Here is an 18,428-nt window from a genome sequence, read left to right on the forward strand (position 1 = left end):
GCATCCGGGCCGGATGAACCCCTCAGGAGACAAACCCATGGAACTGAATCTGCAGGACCAGAAAGTCATCGTCACCGCCGGTGCCCAGGGCATCGGCCTCGCAATTACAGAAACGTTCATCAAAGCAGGCGCTCAAGTGCATGTCTGCGATATCAATGAGGCTTTCCTGGCCGATGCCCGTGCCCGCCTGGCAGGCGCGGCGGTGAGTTTCAGCCGCACTGACGTGGCCAGGCCCGAGGAAGTCGATGCCATGTTCGCCGACCTGGCCTCGCGCTGGGATGGACGGCTGGACGTGCTGGTCAACAATGCCGGCATCGCCGGACCCACCCTGCCGGTGGAAGACATCGCTCCGGCCGACTGGGACCAGACCATCGCCATCAACCTGACCGGCCCCTTCCTCTGCACCCGGCGTGCGGTGCCGATGCTCAAGCAGAACGGCGGCGGTGCCATCATCAACATCTCTTCAGTCGCCGGCCGGCTGGGCTTTGCACTGCGCACGCCCTATTCGGCCTCCAAGTATGGCGTCATCGGGCTGACCGAGACCTGGGCCATCGAACTGGGGCCGTTCAACATCCGCGTCAACGCCGTCTTGCCCGGCATCGTCGAAGGGCCGCGCCAGGAGCGCATCGTGGCGGCCAAGGCAGCGGCCTACGGCATCGAACATGAAGAAATGCGCGCTCGGCTGCTTTCCAAGGTCTCGCTGCGGCGCATGGTCAGCGCCCAGGATATTGCCAACCAGATCCTCTTCCTCTGCTCGCCCGCCGGCGCGGCCATCAGTGGCCAGAGCCTGTCGGTGTGCGGCAATGTGGAAACGCTGGCCTGAGCTGGCGCAACGGCCTTCTTTCCTTTTCCTTCATCTTTTCAGGAGCTAGCCCCATGGCCCAGCCTCGCAAAGTCATCATCACCTGCGCCATTACCGGTGCCATTCATACGCCCTCCATGTCGCCCTATCTGCCGGTCACGCCCGAGCAGATCCGCGACGAAGCCCTGGCCGCGGCCGACGCCGGCGCGGCCATCGTGCACCTGCATGCGCGCGATCCGCAGAATGGCAAACCGACGCAGGATCCGGACGCCTTCCGCAAATTCCTGCCGCAGATCAAGACCGCCTCCAACGTGGTCATCAACCTCACCACGGGCGGCGCGCCGACCATGGGGGTGGAAGAGCGGCTGCAACCGGCCTTGCAGTTGAAGCCGGAAGTGGCGTCGCTGAACATGGGCTCGATGAACTTCGGCCTGTATGAAATGCTGAACCGCTTCAAGGATTTCAACTACGACTGGGAACAGCCCTACCTGGCCGGCTCCGATGACCGCATCTTCCGCAATACCTTCAAGGACATCGCCTACATCCTCGAATCCTGCAGCGCCAACCAGACCCGCTTCGAGATCGAGTGCTATGACATCGGCCATCTCTACACGGCCGCGCACTTCATCGACCGTGGATTGATCAAGCCGCCCTTCCTGATCCAGTCGGTCTTCGGCCTGCGCGGCGGCATCGGCAACGATGTCGAAGACGTGATGCACATGAAGCGCACCGCCGACCGCCTCTTCGGCGACGCCTACTTCTGGTCGGTGCTGGGTGCCGGGCGCGGCCAGATCCCGATTGCCACCATGGCCGCCGCCATGGGCGGGCATACCCGCGTGGGGCTGGAAGATTCACTCTGGGATGGCCCCGGCCAGCTGGCCAAAAGCAATGCCGACCAGGTGCGCCGCATCCGCACCGTGATCGAGGCGCTTTCCTTGCAGGTGGCGACGCCCGACGAGGCGCGCGCGATGCTGCAGCTCAAGGGCGGGCAGAACGTCGGTTTCTGAGGCAGGCGCGGCCCCATCGATGACACCGGAGCGGGCGACCGCCTCCGGTGTTTTTCTTCATATTGCTGCGATGACAAGCTGTTCCGGTATCCGATGTTCAGGCCGTCGATAGGCTACAATCCCCCATCCTTCGGCCTCCCGGCCAGCCTCCCGAACATTGCAATGAAACAATACCAAGACCTCATCCAGGACGTGCTGACCAACGGCTCCTGGCAAGACAACCGCACCGGCATCCGTACCCTGAGCATTCCCGGCGCCATGATGCGCTTCGACCTGCAGAAGGGTTTTCCGGCAGTGACCACCAAGCGCCTGGCCTTCAAGTCGGTGGTGGGCGAACTGTGCGGCTTCCTGCGCGCCACGCGCAGCGCGGCCGATTTCCGCGCGCTGGGCTGCAAGGTCTGGGACCAGAACGCCAACGAAAACGCCGACTGGCTGGCCAATCCGTTCCGCACCGGCACCGATGACCTGGGCCCGGTGTATGGCGTGCAGTGGCGCGAATGGCCGGCCTACAAGCTGATCGACGCCGCGCACACCGCACAGATCGACGCGGCCCGTGCCAAGGGCTTTGCCATCGTCTCCTCGCTGCAGGACAACGGTGTGGAAAAAGTCCTGCTCTACAAGGCCGTGGACCAGCTGCGCGAGTGCCTGGACACCATCGTCAAGAATCCCGGCAGCCGCCGCATCCTGTTCCACGGCTGGAACTGCGCGGTGCTGGATGAAATCGCCCTGCCCGCCTGCCACCTGCTGTACCAGTTCCTGCCCAACCAGAGCACGGGAGAGATCTCGCTCTGCCTGTACGTGCGCAGCAACGACATCGGCCTGGGCACGCCCTTCAACCTGGCCGAAGGCGCGGCGCTGCTGCACCTGGTGGCACGCCTGACCGGCTACAAGCCGCGCTGGTTCAGCTACTTCGTGGGCGATGCGCACATCTACGAAAACCATATCGACATGGTCAAGGAACAGTTGACGCGCGAGCCCTATCCGCTGCCGCAACTGGCCATCGCCGAGCGCGTGCCGGAATTCGCCAGGACCCGCGAGTACGCCCCGCAATGGCTGGAACTGGTCGAGCCGACCGACTTCTCGCTGGTCAACTACCAGCACCACGCCCCGCTGACCGCGCCCATGGCGGTCTGATCCACCTCGGCAAGCCGGCTCCATTGAGGGCCGGCCTGCGCTTAGGGAGTTCGCATGTCCAACGCGCTGCTGCAACGACTGGGCCTGGCCCATCCCATCATCCAGGCCCCGATGGCGGGCAGTTCCACCGTGACCATGGCAGCGGCTGCCTCCAATGCCGGTGCGCTGGGCTCGCTGGCGCTGGGGGCCTCTTCGGTGGCGCAGGCGCGCGAGGCGCTGGCGCAATTGCATGCCCTCACCGACAAACCCTTCAACGTCAATTTCTTCTGCCACCAGCCGGCCGTCCTGGATCCCGCCCGCGATGCGGCGTGGGTCAGGCACCTGCAAGGCCATCTGGACGAATTCGGCGGCAGCATCAGCCTGCCCTTGAAAGAGATCTACCAGAGCTTCATCGTCGATACCGGGATGCAGCAACTGGTGCTGGAATTGCCCCCGGCCGTGGTCAGTTTCCACTTCGGATTACCGGACGCGGGCGTCATCCAGTCACTCAAAAACGCCGGTGTCTTCCTGATGGGCACCGCCACCAATCTGGACGAAGCGCGCCAGATCGAGGCAGCCGGACTGGATGCCATCGTCGCGCAGGGTATTGAAGCCGGCGGCCATCGCGGCATCTTTGATGAACACAAGGATGAGGAAATCGGCACCTTCGCCCTGGTACGCCTGCTGGCCACGCAGTGCCGGCTGCCGGTGATCGCCGCCGGCGGCATCATGGATGGTGCCGGCATTGCGGCAGCCCTGCGGCTGGGTGCCCAGGCGGTGCAACTGGGCACGGCCTTCCTGCTCACGCGTGAATCGGGTGCCAACGCCGCCTACAGAAATCTGCTCAAGAGTTCACGTGCCCGGCACACGCGCGTCACCGCCGCCATCTCCGGCCGCCGCGCACGGGGCATCGTCAACCGCTTCATGGAAGAAATCGACATATCGCCTGCAACCCCCATCCCTGCGTACCCCGCCGCCTACGACGCTGGCAAGCAGTTGCACGCCATGGCCACCGCCAGGGAGGTGCACGAGTTCGGCGCCCACTGGGCTGGCCAGGGCGCGGCGCTCATCCGGGATGGCTATACGGTCGGGGAACTGGTGCACCTGCTGGTGCAGGAATGGCAGGCGCAGGGCTGACCCGCGCCTGGATTCAGGAGACGGTGTCGGTGCTGGCAGCGCCGGGCTCCGCCGGCACCTGCTTGTCCTGCCAGCCGCCACCCAGGGCCTTGTAGAGCGAGACGGTCGCCTGCAGGCGCTGCAGCTTGATCTGGCCCAGCTGGTTCTGGGCTTCCGACAAGGTGCGCTGGGTATCGAGCACCACCAGCAGATCCTCGGCCCCGGCGCGATAGCGGATCTCCGCCAGCTCGAAGGCGAAGCGCGCCTGGTCCACCTCATTGACCTTCAGGCGATAGCGCTCTTCCAGACTGCGAATGGCCCCCAGGGCCTTTTCCACTTCCGACAACGAAGTAATCACGCGCTGGCGATACACCTGCACCAGTTCTTCCTTCTGCGCCTCGGCCAGCGCCTGCTGGTTGCGCAGGTTGCCGCCGTCGAAGATCGGCGCGATCAGGCTGGTACCGAGATTGGCGAACAGATTCGGACCATTGAAGAGCGACAGCAAGGCATTGCTCTGCGCCCCGGTGGAACCGGTCAGCGAGATGCTGGGGAAGAGCGAAGCCCGCGCCACGGCCACATTGGCATTGGCCGCCGCCAGATTGGCTTCGGCGCGGCGAATGTCGGGGCGACGCGTCAGCAGTTCCGACGGCAGGCCCGCCGAAATACGCGGCATCTGGATCTTCGCCAGGCCCTTTTCCTCGACCTTGAAATTCTGCGGCGGACGGCCCAGCAGGATGGCCAGCGCGGTCTGCGCGTCCTGCTCCTGCTGCTGCAGGTCGGGGATCAGCTGGCGCTGGTTGGCCAGGGCCGAGCGCTGGCGCGCCAGGTCCAGCGGCGAGGCCGAACCGGCGCGGCTTTGCGCCTCCACCAGACGCAACACGCGCTCGGCATTGTTGACGTTCTGGCGTGCGATCTCCAGCCGGTCACGCAGCGACAGCACCTGCAGATAGGTGGAAACGATGCCGCTGGTGACCGTCAGCGCCACCGTCTCGCGGTCGTAGCGATTGGCGCGCAAGGTCGCTTCGGCGGCTTCGACACCGGCGCGGTTCTTGCCCCAGAAATCGATTTCGTAGCTGACCTGCAGGCTGGCATTGGCGCTGTTGGTGGGCGTGCCGCCGGAGATGGGCATCTCGCGGTTGGCACCGGCATTCAGGCTCACATTGGGCAGCAGCGGTGCACCGGCGATGCGGGCTTGCGCCTCGGCCTGCTTGATGCGCGAGAAGGCGGCAGCGATTTCGTAATTGTTGCGCTGGCCTTCCTGCACCAGGGAAGACAATTCACCACTGCCAAACTGTTTCCACCAGTCGGTATCGGGCCACAACTGCTCGGCGTGCGCCACGTCGGCAGAAGCACCGCCGCCCCATTTGTCGGGCACCTGCATTTCGAGGATGGGATCGGGCTGCACCTCACGCGTGACGCAGCCACCGATGGCCAGCACCAGCGCGGCCGCCATCGCCACCCGCGTCATGCGGGGCCATGGAGAAGACGTCAGCAGCGGTGTATTACGCAGAGTCATGGGCTTGAACATCGACAGATGAAAACAGAGAGGACCGGGTCACCCGGCGAAGCCGTTACTTTACAGCAAGCCTCGCGCCCGTCCCGCGATTACTTGGCGGCGGCGTTGCCATCGCCCGCCGGTGCCGGCGGATTGGCCGGCAGCAGTACCTGCTCGCCCTCCTTCAGACCGGACAGCACCTGAGCACGTTCGCCATCGCGAATGCCGATCTTGATCTTGCGCGTTTCCAGCGTGCCATCGGCCAGCACCACCTTGACGGTCTGGGTGCCATCCATGCCGGGCTTGGTCACCAGCGAGCGCGGAATGGCCGGCACGTGTTCCGCCCGCGCCAGCACGAAATACACGTCGGCACTCATGCCGCTCATCAGTTCGCGGCTGGGATTGGCCACATCGAAGAGCACGGTGTAATACGCCTTCTTGCCTTGGCGGCCGGAGTCATCGGTGGGCAGCAGCATGATCTGGCGCAGCTTGCCGCTCCAGCGCTTGCCGGGGTAGCCGGGGGTGGTGAAATACGCGGTCATGCCCTTTTGCAGGCGTGTCACGTCCTCTTCCGATACCGGCACCTGCACCGTCATGCGAGAGAGATCGGCGATGCGCATCAGCACTTCCTGGTTGGCGCTGACCATCTGGCCGGGGCGCGCGTTGAGGGTGACGATGGTACCGCTGACCGGGGCCTCGATGCGGGTCTGCTTCTGCACGGCCTCATCTTCACGGATGGCCGCTTCGGTCTGCTGGATCTGCGCGTTGGTGGCGTCCACGCGGGAAGCCGCCGCATACATGTTCATGCGGCTGGATTCGTAGGATTCTTCGCGGGTGGCGTTCTCGGCCTTGAGCTGGGTCTGGCGCTGGAACTGCAGTTGCGCAAAGTCCAGCTGCGCATTCTGCCCGGCCAGCTCGGCCTTCAGGCGCGCCAGCGTGGCGCGGTTGCTTTCGATGCGGCTGTTCTGCACGGCCGGCGCGACGGTGGCCAGCAGGCGTCCGGCCTTGACTGCCTCGCCGATCACCACTTCCACGTCCGAGATCTGGCCGGCCACCTTGGAGCCGACGTCCACATAATCCTGGGCCACCACATTGCCGGTGGCGTTGACGACCTGCTCCAGGTCGGCACGTTCGACGGCCACCGTTTCCAGCTTCACCGGAATCGGCTTGGGCGGAGCAGGCGGCGGCGACTGCCGCGCATAGAGCGCATAGCCGCCGCCCAGCACCAGCACCAACGCGACGACACTCCACCAGGCTTTCTGCCGGGCAGGCGCATGGGTGGTCGGGACTACGTGCGGAAGTTGGTCGTGCGGCTCGGTCATGTCACAGGCGGCAAACGTTCAATCAAGTCAGGGTCAACAAAGCGTGATGATCCCTGCAAAAGATGACGGCCGAATGTCTTCGGCCGTCCCCTGTTCCGGTCGTGGTCCGCCCCCTCAGGCGGCCAGTGCCGGTGATGCGATGGCGGCGGCAGGTGCCGCTTGCTGGCGCGCGGCATGCCAGTCCGGATGGACCTCGGCAGCACCGCTCCAGACCGCCTGGTGCAGTTGCGACAGCAGGCCCGGTTCTTCCAGGATGCTGTTTTTCTGCTTGTCGTTCAGCGCGTCCGGCCCGTCCTTGAGCGCGGTGCGCACCAGCTTCTCGCGCAGATGCTGCGTCAGTTGCGGTACGTGCGGATGCGCATGCGCGGTGGCACACATCAGCGCATTGAAGGACGGATCGACCACGGCCTCGACGAAGCCCGGCAGCGGCGGGGTCTCTTCATGATGGCGCACGGTTTCGCGCAGCTCGAACGGTGGCGTGGTCTCTTCAGGGATCTTGAACAGACCCGCACGACGGAAGCCACGGCCATACGTCACGCGTGACGACAGCACCGACACCGGCACCGACACCGCCAGCGAACCGGCAATCGGAATCAGCCAATAGATGAAGGACGGATTGAGCCAGTACACCAGCGCGCCCCAGGCCACGCCCAGCACCGAATGCCAACCGTGGCGGCGCACCGCCTCACCCCAGCCGGTTTCATTGTCGGCACGCGGCGGCGACTTCCAGCCGGCGTTCCAGCCGAGGAAGGCCCCCAGCACGAAGCGCGTATGGAACAGCATGCGCACCGGGGCCAGCGCCATCGAGAACAGCAGCTCAATCACCATGCTCACGAACAGCGCCAGCGCACCGCCGAAGCCGCGCGCGCCCTTCACCGCAAACAGCAGCACGGCCAGGATCTTGGGCAGGAACAGGATGGTGGCGGTGGCCGAGACCAGCGCCAGTGCCTTCTCCGGATGCCATTCCGGCCAGATCGGGAAGAGCTGGCGCGGTGCCGTGAAATACTGCGGATCGATCAGCGTATGCGCTGCCAGCAGCACCGTGGAGAGGATCAGGAACAGCCCCCACAGCGGTGCCGACACGTAAGCCATCACACCGGTGACGAACACCGCGCGATGCACCGCGTGCATGCCACGCGCCAGGAACAGGCGGAAGTTCATCAGGTTGCCCTGGCACCAGCGGCGGTCCCGACTGAGTTCATCGAGCAGGTTGGGCGGCATTTCTTCGTAGCTGCCGTCCAGGTCATAGGCGATCCACACCGACCAGCCTGCACGACGCATCAGCGACGCCTCCACGAAGTCGTGCGACATGATCGGACCGGACAGGTTGCCCTTGCCCGGCAGCGGCGCCAGCGCGCAGTACTTCATGAAGGGCTGCAGGCGGATGATGGCGTTGTGGCCCCAGAAGTGCGACTCGCCCAATTGCCAGTAATGCAGGCCGGCCGTAAACAGCGGGCCATACACGCGGGTCGAGAATTGCTGGATGCGCGCATACAAGGTATCGCGCCCGGCTGCGCGCGGTGCGGTCTGGATGATGCCCGCGCCCGGATGGGCTTCCATCAGGCGGGTCAGCTTGGTGAGGCATTCGCCGGTCATGACGCTGTCGGCGTCGAGCACCACCATGTAGCGATAATCGGCCCCCCAGCGGCGGCAGAAGTCGTCCAGGTTGCCGCTCTTGCGTTTGACGCGACGACGGCGGTGGCGATAGAAGATGCGTCCGAAGCCACCGGTCTCGCGGCACAGGCGGTCCCATGCGGCGGTTTCGGCGGCGCAGATGTCGGCTTCGCCGCTGTCGCTCAGGATGAAGAAATCGAAGTGCTGAATCTGCCCGGTGCGTTCCAGCGACTCGTAGGTCGCGCGCAAGCCGGCGAAAACGCGTGCCACATCTTCGTTGCAGATGGGCATGACGATGGCCGTGCGGGCCTCCGACGCGATCTCGGTATGGCCGGCCTTCTCGTGCGAGATGAGGTACTTGTCATCACCGCGCATGAGGAGCAGGAATCCGGTCATGGCCGTCCAGAACCCGGCCGAGACCCACAGGAACAGCAGTCCGAACAGGAACAGCACCACCATCTCCAGCGGCTTGGTGCCGTGATACGGCAGCACGTCGCTCATGAAATACGTGGCCATGGAGGTCTGCAGCGCCATCAGCACCAGCAGCGTAATACGGCGGATGTTGCCCGTATGCTGCCAGTGCCCCTTGGGATCGGGGGCCTCGGACTGGTCCAGGTGATCCTCGATGTAGCGCGGTTCGTCATCCACCGGCGGTGCGGCTTCAGCCACCTTGGCGCGGCCCTTGCGGGCGCGGCGCCAGCGGCTGGGACGGCGTTCCAGGCGGCGGTTTTCCTCTTCCACCCAGCGCGAGAAAGGATTGAGTTCGCCCCACGGGCGCGGCACCATCGATTTGCGATGCATCGGCGGGCCGACCGGAATGCGCGGCTGGCCGCGCTCTTCACCAATGGGAGGAACGGGCGCACCCTGCACTGCCTGTGCCGCTTGCGCAGCAGGGACGGCCGCCGGTTGCGCGGCGGGATACATGAGGCGCAGGCGCGCATCAACCGAAGCTTGCGCTGCGGCCGGTACCAGGCTGGCATCGCGCCCGGAGGCCTCGGCCAGCACGCGGTGCAGGTCGGCCACCGGATCGCCGGAGCCGATTGCACCCGCGCGCGCAGCCAGGTCCTGGCGTTGCTCAGGCGACAGCGGCAGACGCGCGAGGTAATCCTCCAGCGTCTGCGAGGCTGCCGAAGTCTGCCTTAGTTGGGGGGTAATATGTAGCTCCACGTTTCAGACAAGGTTGTGCCGCCATTGGCATTGCGCAGGAAACCGCGCAGCTCGACGGGCTTGTTTTCTTCCAGGCGGCGCAGCTTGACTTCCACGCGCCAGCCGCCGGTCATTTCATTCTTGCGGGTGGTGACGCTGGCCAGCTTGCCATTGGCATCGGCCTCGACCACGCCTTCCACGCGCGCATTGGCGGGCAGCTTCTTGAGGTTGCCGCCGTCGAAGTCGATGGCCAGCTGCTGCACTTCATCCTGCTTGCCTTCCTGCTTGGGACGGTAGCCGTGGCCGAACAGGGTCTGCGTGACGAAGGCCAGCGGCGGACGCTTCTCGTTGTCCTTCTGCCAGGACAGGCGGTATTCCACGTTCAGCGGCTGGCCAGGCTTGGGCAGCGTGTTGGGAATCCAGTAGGCCACGATGTTGTCGTTGGTCTCGTCGGGCGTGGGAATCTGCACCAGCTCCACGCGGCCCGAACCCCACTTGCCCTTGGGCTCGACCCAGGCGCTGGGGCGCGACTGGTAGTTGTAGTCCAGGTCTTCGTAGTGCGAGAAATTGCGGTCGCGCTGCATCAGGCCAAAGCCCTGCGGATTGTCGAAGGAGAACGAAGTCACCAGCAGGCGCTTGGGGTTCACCAGCGGACGCCACAGCCATTCGCCGGTACCCGACTGCATCGACAGGCCGTCCGAGTCATGCACTTCCGGACGGAAGTCATCAGCCGGACCCGGCTGGTTCTCGCCGAAGAGGAACATGCTGGTCAGCGGGGCGATGCCCAGCTTGGTGACATTGCTGCGCAGGTAGAGCTGGGCCTTGACGTCCATGGCGGTATCCACGCCAGGCTTGAGGACGAAGCGATAGGCACCGGTGGCGCGCGGCGAATCCAGCAGCGCATAGATCACCAGTTCCTTGGCCTCGCCCGAGGGACGCTCCAGCCAGAATTCGGTGAAGCGCGGGAATTCCTCGCCCGAATAGAGTGCGGTATCGATGGCCAGCCCGCGCGCGGAGAGGCCATAGCTCTGCCCCTTGCCCATGGCGCGGAAGTAGCTGGCACCGTGGAAGGTCAGCACGTCATCCTTGACCTTGGCCGAATTGAGCGGGAAGCGGATGCGGAACCCGGCAAAGCCGATGTTGCGCAGGGTGCGCGGATCGACGCTGCGGTTGGCGCTGTAATCGAAGAGCGCCGGATTGAAATGAATCTCGCGCACGGCGTCGCCGACCACTTCATTGATCTTGACCGGCTCGGTATAGCTCGCGCCCAGATGGATGAAGGACAGTTCGAAAGGCAGCTTCTGGGCGCGCCAGTACGACTTGTCATCGCGGAAGTAGATCTGGCTGGCCTGCTCGTAGCTCAAGTCCTTGAGCGACTTGGGCAGATCATCGGCGGGCTTCTTGTACGACTTGCCGGCCAGCGCCTTGGCGCGGGCGGCCACCGTATTGAAATCAAAGGCCAGGGCAGCTTGCGGCAAGGCCAACGCCAGCAGACCCGCCAGGGTCGCCGGAGCGGCAAGGCGACGCCACCAGGTCGATCGTGCGGCACTGCGCCGGGAAACGAGTCCCTCGTGCGGCCAGGAGGTGGTGTGAAGCAGCATTATTGTTTTGTCTGACATGCAATTTTCTGGTTGATTGCCCCGGCAGACACTGGAAGCAGCGCCGCACCGGAAAGCAGGCGCTAGTTTACCCAAATGTGGCGGGGATTGTTCGCTAGTTCATATGAAGATGGCATGCTTGCAGAGGGAATCGCCCTGAGGGACAGTATTTCCTGAATGAAACTTCATTCGCCTGCAAACCCGGCCCCGGCGCGCGCAAGCGGCCAGCCGGTTCAGGTATAAGGGCAGGTGGCGGCGCATAAAGTTCCGTGCCGCAGCATGGCTGCTGTAACATTATGCTTCTGTCGCCCTTGCATCCGGCCGTGCGCCGGGCTGCAGGCCTTCCGTCCGAACCCAGATTCCCGCATGACCACAGCTTCCGGCTCCCTCACCATCGTCGTCGCTACCGACCTCAACAACGGCATCGGCATTCGCAACACCCTGCCCTGGCATCTGCCGGAAGACCTGGCCCATTTCAAGCGCACCACCTCGGGGCATGCCATCCTGATGGGCCGCAAGACCTTTGAATCGATCGGCCGGCCGCTGCCCAACCGGCGCAACATCGTCATCACCCGCAATGCCGAATGGCAACACGCGGGGGTGGAGACGGCGGCTTCGCTGCAGGACGCCGCCGCGCTGGCGCAAGGTGCACCGGCCTTCATCATCGGCGGTGCGCAGATCTACGCGGAAGCCCTGCCGCTGGTGGACCGGCTCATCATCACCCGCATCAACCAGGCTTTTGATTGCGACGCCTTCTTCCCGGCCCTGGACCCGCTGTTGTGGCAGGAGACCGCACGTGAGGACCACCGGTCCGAAACTTCCGGATTGGACTACGCTTTTGTGACATACGAAAGACGTTGAACCACGTCGGCGCGAGGCTGTTGTTTTTTCCCTTTTTTGCTTAAACTGCGCACCTCTTTAGCGCAGTTGGCGCGCACGTTGCGCGCATATCTGCGACAATCCCGCTTTCATTTTTCCGGCGCGCAAGCACTGCCAGCCCAGGCGCTTTTCTTTTCACCCCCTGCGCGCGCCCGCCTACCCGGTCCCACGCGCGCAAAGCCTGGAGAAATCCATGAAATTCCGATTCCCGATCGTCATCATCGACGAAGACTTCCGCTCCGAAAACACCTCGGGCCTGGGCATCCGCGCCCTGGCCGACGCCATCGAAGCCGAAGGCATGGAAGTGCTGGGCGTGACCAGCTACGGCGACCTGGCCCAGTTCGCCCAGCAGCAGTCGCGCGCCTCGGCCTTCATCCTGTCCATCGACGATGAAGAAATGGGTGCCGGCTCTGACGAAGAAACCGACCACGCCCTCAAGGCCCTGCGTGCCTTCGTGAGCGAAATTCGTCACAAGAACGCCGACATCCCCATCTACCTCTACGGTGAAACCCGCACCTCGCGCCACATTCCCAACGATGTGCTGCGCGAACTGCACGGTTTCATTCACATGTTCGAAGATACGCCGGAGTTCGTGGCGCGCCACATCATCCGCGAAGCCAAGTCCTACCTGGACGGCCTGGCCCCGCCGTTCTTCCGCGCCCTGGTCGATTACGCCCAGGATGGTTCCTACTCCTGGCACTGCCCCGGCCACTCCGGCGGCGTGGCGTTCCTGAAGTCGCCCGTGGGCCAGATGTTCCACCAGTTCTTCGGCGAACGCATGCTGCGCGCCGACGTCTGCAATGCCGTGGAAGAACTGGGCCAGCTGCTGGACCACACCGGCCCGGTCGCCAACTCGGAACGCAATGCAGCGCGCATCTTCAATGCCGACCACTGCTACTTCGTCACCAACGGTACCTCGACCTCCAACAAGATGGTCTGGCACTCGACGGTGGCGCCCGGCGACATCGTCGTGGTGGACCGCAACTGCCACAAGTCCATCCTGCACTCCATCATCATGACCGGCGCGATTCCCGTGTTCCTGATGCCGACCCGCAACCACCTGGGCATCATCGGACCGATCCCGCTGGAAGAGTTCACCCTGGAAAGCATCCAGCGCAAGATCGAAGCCAACCCCTTCGCCCGCGAAGCCAAGAACAAGAAGCCGCGCATCCTGACCATCACCCAGTCGACCTACGACGGCGTGGTCTACAACGTCGAGACCTTGAAGGACATGCTCGACGGCGAGATCGAAACCCTGCACTTCGACGAAGCCTGGCTGCCGCACGCGACCTTCCACGACTTCTACAAGGACATGCACGCCATCGGCAAGGACCGTCCGCGCGCCAAGAAGTCGCTGATCTTCTCGACCCAGTCGACCCACAAGCTGCTGGCCGGCCTGTCGCAGGCCTCGCAGATCCTGGTGCGCGAGTCGGAAACCGTGAAGCTCGATGAGGATGCCTTCAACGAAGCCTTCCTGATGCACACCTCGACCTCGCCGCAATACTCCATCATCGCCTCCTGTGACGTCGCAGCGGCCATGATGGAAGCGCCGGGCGGCACGGCGCTGGTGGAAGAAAGCATCCTGGAAGCGTTGGACTTCCGCCGCGCCATGAAGAAGATCGACCAGGAATTCGGCGATGAATGGTGGTTCCAGGTCTGGGGCCCCAACAGCTTCGCCGCCGACGGCATCGGCGAGCGCGAGGACTGGGTCATCAAGGCCGAGGACGACTGGCACGGTTTCGGCAACCTGGCACCGGGCTTCAACATGCTGGACCCGATCAAGGCCACCATCGTCACCCCGGGCCTGGCCCTGAACGGCCAGTTCGGCGAGAACGGCATCCCGGCCTCCATCGTGACCAAGTACCTGGCCGAGCACGGCGTGATCGTGGAGAAGTGCGGCCTGTATTCCTTCTTCATCATGTTCACCATCGGCATCACCAAGGGCCGCTGGAACACCCTGGTGACGGCGCTGCAGCAGTTCAAGGACGACTACGACAAGAACCAGCCGATCTGGCGCATCCTGCCCGAGTTCGCGCAGCGCAACCCGCGCTACGAGCGCCTGGGCCTGCGCGACCTGTGCCAGCAGATCCACGAGACCTACCGCGCCTACGATGTGGCCCGCCTGACTACCGAGATGTATCTGTCGGACATGCAGCCGGCCATGAAGCCTTCGGACGCCTTCTCCAAGATGGCGCACCGCGAGATCGAGCGCGTCCCCCTGGACGAACTCGAAGGCCGCGTCACCTCGATCCTGCTGACTCCGTATCCGCCGGGCATTCCCCTGCTGATCCCGGGCGAGATCTTCAACAAGACCATCGTCGATTACCTGAAGTTTGCGCGTGATTTCAACGAGAAATTCCCGGGCTTCGAAACCGACGTGCATGGCCTGGTCAAGCGTGAAGTCAACGGCCGCCGCGATTACTTCGTGGATTGCGTCAAGCAGTAAGCCTCTGCGCTGCACGTAAAAAAACAGCCGATGCCTGCGAGGGCATCGGCTGTTTTGTTTTCACGCCGGCAGACGCGCCGTCAGAACGTGCCGAGATAAAAGAAGCCCGCCAAAGCCCCGCCAAACAACAACCACAGCGGATGGATCTTGGTCTTGAGCGCGATGATGGCCGTGGCCGCCGTGATCGCCGCCAGGAAGCCGTGGGTGATCGACGCCTGCGTGATCAACAGCGCCGACGCCGCGACCAGCCCGCCCGTAACCGGCAGCAGCCCGGCCTGTACGTGCCGCCGCCAGGGCTTGTCCTTGAACCTCTCCCAGACGTGCAACATGATGACGGTGATGATGGAGGACGGCCCGAACTTGGCCAGGCTGGTCACCAGCATCCCCCAGAAGCCGGCCACATGCCAGCCCACCAGCGTGACCACCATCAGGTTGGGACCGGGTGCCGCCTGCCCCAGGGCGAACAGCGCACTGAAATCCTCGGCGCTCATCCAGTGATGCACTTCCACTACCTGGCGCTGCATCTCCGGCAGGATGGTGTTGCCGCCACCGAATGCCAGCACCGACAACTGCGTGAAGATGATGGCCAATGCGATCAGGGTCTGGCTCATTGCGCGCCCTCCTGCTTGCCCTCACGCTGTGCCGGCACAGCCTGCGGCTTGGCGGCAAAGCGATCACCGTAACGTGCGGTGAGGACCACGCTGATGGGTGTCATCACCAGCATCACCCACAGCAAGGGAATGCGCAGGAAGGCGATGGCAATGAAGCAGATCACCGCCACGGCCGCCAGCACCAGGTTCTTGCGCAGCGGCAGCGCGATCTTCACGGCCATTTGAATCAGCAGGCCCGCCGCCGCCGCTGCCAGCCCGGCGAACAGATGCTTGACGTTGGGATCATGCTGGAAATGCTGGTAGATCATCCCCAGCAGGATCACCACCATGGAGGGCACGGCGATCAAACCGGTGATGCCCGCCACGGCCCCCTTCCAGCCCCGGAACTTCATGCCCAGCGCCACCGACAGGTTGATGATGTTGCCCCCGGGCAGGAACTGGCACAGCCCCAGCAGCTCGACGAATTCAGGATCGGTCAGCCATTTTCGGCGTTCGACGATCATGCGGTGTGCCAGCGGCAGCGCGCCGCCGAAGGCAGTCATGCCCAGGCCGAGAAAGCCCAGGAACAATTCCCTGGTAGTGGGGATAGGCCGTTGCTCGGCCAGGAGGTCAGGAGTGCTCATCATCATCTCATGCAAGCGCGGCGTGATTGCCGCATGCATGAAAGGCTACGCTTGAGGAGGGTTTTTGTCTAATATATGTCAGACACCCTATCCATATTCTACCGATATGTCACCTTCCATCGACCTGCGCCTGTTGCGCTACTTCATCGCCGTGGCTGAAGAGGGCCACCTGACCAAGGCCGCCGAGCGCATCGGCATCCAGCAGCCGCCGCTGTCGCAACAGATCCGCCTGCTGGAGCGCGAACTGGGCGTGACGCTGTTCAACCGCCTGCCGCGCGGCATGGAACTCACCGACAGCGGCACCGCCCTGTTCAACGATGCCCGCGCCCTGCTGGCGCAACTCGATACGACGGTGGCCAGCGTGCGCCGCATCGCCCAGGGCAAGATGGGACGCATCGCCGTGGGCTTCACCGAATCGGCCTCGCTGCATCCCTTCGTGCATTCGGTCATTCGCGCCTTCCGTGCCGATGCGCCGGACGTGGCGATGACGGTGGAAGAAAGCAATACGAATGAACTGATCGAAGCACTGCGCGCCAAGCGCCTGGACCTGGCCTTCGTGCGTTCTCCCGTGGGGGATTCCGGCGGCCTGACCATCGAGACCATGCTGGTGGAAGACATGGTGGCCGCGTTGCCGATCGACCATCCGCTGGCCGAGCAAGGCAAGCGCAAGAGCATCGCCCTGCAGGCGCTGGCCGAGGAGTCCTTCATCATGACGCGCCGGCCCAATGGCCCCGGCCTGTACGACACCATCATCGCGGCCTGCCATGCGGCGGGCTTCTCGCCACAGGTGATACAGGAGGCGCGCAAGAATCTCTCCACGCTCTCGCTGGTGGCGGCGGGCGTAGGGGTGGCCGTCATCCCGGCGTCGATGACGCGGGTCAATGCGGAGGGGGTGGTGTACCTCAAACTGACCGGCGCAGCCGAGCTGAAAGCGCCGCTGCACCTGGCTTACCGCACCGGCAGCATCAGCAGCGCGGCACGGCTGATGCGTGAAGAGGCGCTGAAACTGAGTGCGGGGCGCAAGCGGCGCTGATGTCAGCAGACATATTGCCGAGATATGGCAATCCGTTGATCGATACAAAAATGGCTTCCCGCAGGAAGCCATTTTTTTGTACTGCCGATATGGTTTATATCGTTTTCAGGTTTTGGGCAAGGTCACACCATGCTGTCCCTGGTACTTGCCGCCGCGATCCTTGTAGGAGGTCTCGCAGACTTCATCGCTTTCGAAGAAGAGCACCTGGGCGCAGCCTTCACCGGCATAGATCTTGGCCGGCAGCGGCGTGGTGTTGGAGAACTCCAGGGTCACGTAGCCTTCCCATTCCGGTTCGAAGGGGGTGACGTTGACGATGATGCCGCAGCGCGCGTAGGTGGACTTGCCCAGGCAGATGGTCAGCACGCTGCGCGGGATGCGGAAGTATTCGACGGTACGCGCCAGGGCGAAGGAGTTGGGGGGGATGATGCAGACATCGCCCTTGAAATCCACGAAGGATTTTTCGTCGAAGTTCTTGGGATCGACGATGGTGGAATTGATGTTGGTGAAGATCTTGAATTCGTTGGCGCAGCGGATATCGTAGCCATAGGACGAGGTGCCGTAGGAAACGATCTTGCTCCCGTCGGCCGCCAGACGTACCTGCCCGGGCTCGTAGGGTTCGATCATTCCTTCCTGCTCCGCCATGCGGCGGATCCACTTGTCTGACTTGATGGCCATGGTATTCAACGTATTCAAAGAATCCGGCATTTTACGCGAAAACCGGCCCAAGTTGGGCCATCGCGGGCCATCCTGGCACGCCCGGGCCTGCCGCTCTTGCCCGGCAGGCCGGTTGCCCGGACTAGCGTCCTCCGCCGAACAGGGACTTGAAGAAGCCCACGCGTTCGGGTTGGCGGCGTTCATAGAAGGGCTTGGTCTCGGTCAGCATGAAGTCGGCGATGCTGTTGCCGGCCTCCACGCGCAGCATGTCCACCGGTGCATTGGCCGGTCCGTGCTCGGCGATCACGGGCGTGATCTCGCGCATCAGGCGTTCCATGTGGCTCGCGGGAAGATCGACGCCTATCACCAAGGTGGGCTGTGGATCGTGACCAGGGTTGTGCATGAGGGCGAGATAGGCGGCCTTGACCTTGTCGTGGCGGGTAAAGAACGCCGACAGCGCGTCCAGCATCGCCTGCGGCGGCTGGTCCGGCACACCCAGCTGCACATTGGCACCGCCCATGTCGCGCGAGGGCGGCACGCCGCCGTTGTCTTGCTGCAGCACATGGGCCACTTCGCCGGGGACGAAGTACTTGGGGAGGGGGCTGTCAGGATAGAGGATGAAAATCGTCCGGCCATCGCCACACATGCGGAAGAGCTCGCGCACCGTCATGCCCAGACAGGAAGCGCCTTCCTCGAAGGCTTGCCCGATTTCCTCCATGGAACTGAACATGGGCAGCATCATCTCGCCGTCTTCACCGGGCCAGCGCATGATCTGGACCTGCTCGCGGTTGCCGTCGGGCGGCAGGTTGCCGCGCACGAACACGGTGGACTCCAGCAGCATGCGATAGAAGGCGGGACGCGCTTCCGGGTCTTCGTGGGCCCGGTGCAGGGCTTCTTCGAGGGGGGTGACGGCAGGGGAGGATTCGGCTTGCATGGCGCTCTCCTTCTGGTTGTTGGGGTCCATGCCGT

15 protein-coding genes are annotated in these 18,428 nt (G+C 64.0%); 7 read left to right on the forward strand and 8 right to left on the reverse strand.

Annotation, left to right across the window (positions count from 1 at the left end; genetic code table 11):
• Positions 1–37: 37 nt before the first annotated feature.
• From J2X56_RS09620 to J2X56_RS09635, 4 genes are all read left to right on the forward strand, one after another.
• The gene (locus J2X56_RS09620; RefSeq protein WP_310159842.1) at positions 38–823 is read left to right on the forward strand and encodes an SDR family oxidoreductase; all 786 of its coding nucleotides are present in this window, start codon (positions 38–40) and stop codon (positions 821–823) included.
• A 53-nt stretch (positions 824–876) separates the two neighbouring features.
• Positions 877–1,809 (forward strand): 3-keto-5-aminohexanoate cleavage protein, encoded by a 933-nt coding sequence (locus J2X56_RS09625; RefSeq protein WP_121045305.1) that lies wholly within the window; start codon positions 877–879, stop codon positions 1,807–1,809.
• Positions 1,810–1,971: 162 nt separating this feature from the next.
• Entirely contained in the window at positions 1,972–2,943 is a 972-nt protein-coding gene (locus tag J2X56_RS09630) for a thymidylate synthase (RefSeq protein WP_034330222.1), read from the forward strand.
• A 54-nt stretch (positions 2,944–2,997) separates the two neighbouring features.
• Positions 2,998–4,059: a nitronate monooxygenase family protein gene (locus J2X56_RS09635; RefSeq protein WP_204725842.1), complete on the forward strand. Its 1,062-nt coding sequence runs from the start codon at positions 2,998–3,000 to the stop codon at positions 4,057–4,059.
• Positions 4,060–4,072: 13 nt separating this feature from the next.
• Here J2X56_RS09635 and J2X56_RS09640 read toward each other — a convergent pair whose 3' ends face one another.
• From J2X56_RS09640 to J2X56_RS09655, 4 genes are all read right to left on the reverse strand, one after another.
• Complete coding sequence (locus tag J2X56_RS09640) at positions 4,073–5,554, reverse strand: efflux transporter outer membrane subunit (protein WP_034330232.1); 1,482 nt, start codon at positions 5,552–5,554, stop codon at positions 4,073–4,075.
• 89 nt (positions 5,555–5,643) lie between these two features.
• Positions 5,644–6,855: an efflux RND transporter periplasmic adaptor subunit gene (locus tag J2X56_RS09645; RefSeq protein ID WP_134137512.1), complete on the reverse strand. Its 1,212-nt coding sequence runs from the start codon at positions 6,853–6,855 to the stop codon at positions 5,644–5,646.
• A gap of 114 nt (positions 6,856–6,969) precedes the next feature.
• Positions 6,970–9,636 (reverse strand): glucans biosynthesis glucosyltransferase MdoH, encoded by a 2,667-nt coding sequence (mdoH, locus tag J2X56_RS09650; RefSeq protein WP_310159849.1) that lies wholly within the window; start codon positions 9,634–9,636, stop codon positions 6,970–6,972.
• A complete protein-coding gene (locus J2X56_RS09655; RefSeq protein WP_121045313.1) occupies positions 9,609–11,234 on the reverse strand; it encodes a glucan biosynthesis protein G in 1,626 nt (541 codons plus the stop codon). Before J2X56_RS09655 ends, mdoH begins: the two co-directional genes overlap by 28 nt.
• 345 nt (positions 11,235–11,579) lie before the next feature.
• Here J2X56_RS09655 and J2X56_RS09660 point away from each other — a divergent pair, with 345 nt between their 5' ends.
• Positions 11,580–12,074 carry a dihydrofolate reductase gene (locus J2X56_RS09660; protein ID WP_310159853.1) on the forward strand — a complete coding sequence of 165 codons (495 nt, stop codon included), beginning with the start codon at positions 11,580–11,582 and terminating at the stop codon, positions 12,072–12,074.
• Positions 12,075–12,285: 211 nt separating this feature from the next.
• A complete protein-coding gene (locus J2X56_RS09665) occupies positions 12,286–14,538 on the forward strand; it encodes an arginine/lysine/ornithine decarboxylase (protein WP_121045317.1) in 2,253 nt (750 codons plus the stop codon).
• Between the two features lie 80 nt (positions 14,539–14,618).
• On the opposite strand, the gene J2X56_RS09670 is transcribed toward J2X56_RS09665, so the two are convergent.
• Both J2X56_RS09670 and J2X56_RS09675 read right to left on the reverse strand, forming a co-directional pair.
• The gene (locus J2X56_RS09670; RefSeq protein WP_034330199.1) at positions 14,619–15,149 is read right to left on the reverse strand and encodes a chromate transporter; all 531 of its coding nucleotides are present in this window, start codon (positions 15,147–15,149) and stop codon (positions 14,619–14,621) included.
• Complete coding sequence (locus J2X56_RS09675) at positions 15,146–15,778, reverse strand: chromate transporter (protein WP_121045377.1); 633 nt, start codon at positions 15,776–15,778, stop codon at positions 15,146–15,148. Before J2X56_RS09675 ends, J2X56_RS09670 begins: the two co-directional genes overlap by 4 nt.
• Positions 15,779–15,878: 100 nt before the next feature.
• On the opposite strand from J2X56_RS09675, the gene J2X56_RS09680 reads away from it, so the two are divergent.
• Entirely contained in the window at positions 15,879–16,805 is a 927-nt protein-coding gene (locus J2X56_RS09680; protein WP_310159855.1) for a LysR family transcriptional regulator, read from the forward strand.
• Between the two features lie 105 nt (positions 16,806–16,910).
• Here J2X56_RS09680 and dcd read toward each other — a convergent pair whose 3' ends face one another.
• Together dcd and J2X56_RS09690 are read right to left on the reverse strand one after the other, a co-directional pair.
• Complete coding sequence (dcd, locus tag J2X56_RS09685) at positions 16,911–17,480, reverse strand: dCTP deaminase (protein ID WP_039784915.1); 570 nt, start codon at positions 17,478–17,480, stop codon at positions 16,911–16,913.
• Between the two features lie 121 nt (positions 17,481–17,601).
• A complete protein-coding gene (locus tag J2X56_RS09690) occupies positions 17,602–18,423 on the reverse strand; it encodes an enhanced serine sensitivity protein SseB C-terminal domain-containing protein (protein ID WP_310159859.1) in 822 nt (273 codons plus the stop codon).
• Positions 18,424–18,428 lie beyond the last annotated feature (5 nt).

Origin of the sequence: Herbaspirillum sp. 1173 (assembly GCF_031455335.1) — a bacterium.
GTDB lineage: Bacteria > Pseudomonadota > Gammaproteobacteria > Burkholderiales > Burkholderiaceae_D > Herbaspirillum > Herbaspirillum huttiense.

Bases quoted from the DNA above. Each gene is read 5' to 3' on its own strand.
- J2X56_RS09640 (WP_034330232.1), bottom strand. From the start codon at position 5,554: ATGACTCTGCGTAATACACCGCTGCTGACGTCTTCTCCATGGCCCCGC.
- J2X56_RS09635 (WP_204725842.1), top strand. From the start codon at position 2,998: ATGTCCAACGCGCTGCTGCAACGACTGGGCCTGGCCCATCCCATCATC.
- J2X56_RS09625 (WP_121045305.1), top strand. From the start codon at position 877: ATGGCCCAGCCTCGCAAAGTCATCATCACCTGCGCCATTACCGGTGCC.
- J2X56_RS09675 (WP_121045377.1), bottom strand. From the start codon at position 15,778: ATGATGATGAGCACTCCTGACCTCCTGGCCGAGCAACGGCCTATCCCC.
- J2X56_RS09670 (WP_034330199.1), bottom strand. From the start codon at position 15,149: ATGAGCCAGACCCTGATCGCATTGGCCATCATCTTCACGCAGTTGTCG.
- J2X56_RS09665 (WP_121045317.1), top strand. From the start codon at position 12,286: ATGAAATTCCGATTCCCGATCGTCATCATCGACGAAGACTTCCGCTCC.
- J2X56_RS09620 (WP_310159842.1), top strand. From the start codon at position 38: ATGGAACTGAATCTGCAGGACCAGAAAGTCATCGTCACCGCCGGTGCC.
- J2X56_RS09660 (WP_310159853.1), top strand. From the start codon at position 11,580: ATGACCACAGCTTCCGGCTCCCTCACCATCGTCGTCGCTACCGACCTC.
- J2X56_RS09655 (WP_121045313.1), bottom strand. From the start codon at position 11,234: ATGTCAGACAAAACAATAATGCTGCTTCACACCACCTCCTGGCCGCAC.
- J2X56_RS09680 (WP_310159855.1), top strand. From the start codon at position 15,879: ATGTCACCTTCCATCGACCTGCGCCTGTTGCGCTACTTCATCGCCGTG.
- dcd (WP_039784915.1), bottom strand. From the start codon at position 17,480: ATGGCCATCAAGTCAGACAAGTGGATCCGCCGCATGGCGGAGCAGGAA.
- J2X56_RS09690 (WP_310159859.1), bottom strand. From the start codon at position 18,423: ATGGACCCCAACAACCAGAAGGAGAGCGCCATGCAAGCCGAATCCTCC.
- J2X56_RS09645 (WP_134137512.1), bottom strand. From the start codon at position 6,855: ATGACCGAGCCGCACGACCAACTTCCGCACGTAGTCCCGACCACCCAT.
- J2X56_RS09630 (WP_034330222.1), top strand. From the start codon at position 1,972: ATGAAACAATACCAAGACCTCATCCAGGACGTGCTGACCAACGGCTCC.